This is a genomic window from Kitasatospora sp. NPDC056783, assembly GCF_042789895.1.
Lineage (GTDB): Bacteria > Actinomycetota > Actinomycetes > Streptomycetales > Streptomycetaceae > Kitasatospora.
In genome coordinates this window covers 1-1,820 of sequence record NZ_JBHUAF010000673.1, presented here as the reverse complement: position 1 = coordinate 1,820, position 1,820 = coordinate 1, and the positions used below count along the sequence as shown (strand labels likewise).

Genomic DNA, 1,820 nt, shown 5'->3' with positions numbered 1-1,820 from the left:
CCCACCCAAACCGGCCGCCAGCCAAATTTTTTTAAAACCAACACAACCCCCCCCCCCCCACCCGCCCGGCCCCCCGGCCCCCCCGGCGCCCGCGGGGCCCACGGCCGGTTCGCCGGGACCCGGCGCGTCACATGTTGATCATGTGGCCGGCGAGGCCGTGGATGGCCTCCTTGACCGCCTCGCCGAGGGTCGGGTGGGCGTGCACGTTGCGGGCGACCTCGTGGACCGTCAGGTCCCACTGCTGGGCCAGCGTCAGCTCCGGCAGCAGCTCGGTGACCTCCGGACCGATCAGGTGGGCGCCGAGCAGCTCGCCGTGCCCGTTGTCGCTGATGACCTTGACGAAGCCGACCGGGTGGCCGAGGCCGTGTGCCTTGCCGTTCGCGGTGAACGGGAACTTGGCGACCTTGACGTCGTAGCCGAGCTCGCGGGCCTGCGCCTCGGTGTAGCCGAAGGAGGCGACCTGCGGCTGGCAGTAGGTGGCGCGCGGGATCATGACGAAGTCGACCTCCATCGTCTCCGCCCCGCCGATGGTCTCGGCGGCGATCACGGCCATCGTCTCGGCCGCGTGCGCGAGCATCAGCTTGGCGGTCACGTCGCCGATCGCGAAGATGTGCTCGACGCTGGTGCGGCCGCGGCCGTCCACCGCGATGGCGTTGCGGTCGGTGAGCTTGACCCCGGTGTTCTCCAGGCCGTAGCCGTTGACTCGCGGTGCGAAGCCGATCGCCTGGAGCACCTTGTCGGCCTCCAGCACCCGCTGCTGCCCGTCCTTGGTGACGGTGACCCGGACCTTGGCGTTCGGGTCGCTGTCGTCGATCGACTCGACCCGGGTGGAGGTCAGCACCTCGATGCCCAGCTTGCGGTACTGCTTGGCGAGTTCGGTGGAGACCTCGACGTCCTCCAGCGGCACCACGCGGTCCAGGAACTCGACGATGGTGACCTTCACGCCGTAGTTGTGCAGCACGTACGCGAACTCGACGCCGATCGCTCCGGCGCCCGCGATGACGATGCTCTCCGGCAGCTGCTCGGTGAGGATCTGCTCCTCGTAGGTGACCACGCGCTCGCTCAGGCTGGTGCCGGGCAGCAGGCGGGTGGTGGCACCGGCGGCGATGACGCAGTGGTCGAAGGTGACGACGTCGAAGCCGCCGCCGCTGAGCGCGACCTGGAGGGTGTGGTCGTCGACGAACGTGCCCCAGCCGTCGTACTCGGTGATGCCGTTCTTCTTCATCAGGTAGTGGACGCCCTTGACCCGGCCGTCGGCCACCGTGCGGCTGCGCCGGAACGCCTCGCCGAAGTCGAAGGTCACCTGGCCGTCGACCTTGATGCCGAAGGTCTTGGCCTCCTTGGTGAAGATGTGGGCGAGCTCCGCGTTGCGCAGCAGGGCCTTGGAGGGGATGCAGCCGACGTTGAGGCAGACGCCGCCCCAGTACTTGGCCTCGATGACCGCGACCTTCAGGCCCAGCTGGGCGGAGCGGACGGCGGCGGTGTAGCCGCCGGGGCCCGCGCCGAGGACGACGACGTCGTAGTGCGTGCTCATGTTGCTGACTCCTCCGAGGGTGTCACGGTGTCGTGATCTCGGTCCCATGGTGTCAGGACCGGGCTCGGCGCACCCGCCGGGTCTCGGCGGAAGCGCTCGCGGCACCGTACCGGCCCCGGGCCGGATTGTCAGTCCTCTGCGCTACGTTGGCCGCCACCCGCACCCACCAGGGGCGATGACGGAGGGAGGTCCCGGATGGAGGCTTCGCGTACGGAGGTCGGGTGGGCCCGCCGACCGGGAGCGGCGGGCCCACCCGGGTCTCAGGCCGCCACCCCGTGGGAGGGGC

1 protein-coding gene is annotated in these 1,820 nt (G+C 70.2%); it reads right to left on the bottom strand.

Annotated elements, in window-relative coordinates; all coding sequences use genetic code 11:
- Positions 1–127: 127 nt before the first annotated feature.
- The gene (gene lpdA, locus ACFRMQ_RS40495) at positions 128–1,534 is read right to left on the bottom strand and encodes a dihydrolipoyl dehydrogenase (RefSeq protein WP_380735924.1); all 1,407 of its coding nucleotides are present in this window, start codon (positions 1,532–1,534) and stop codon (positions 128–130) included.
- Positions 1,535–1,820 lie beyond the last annotated feature (286 nt).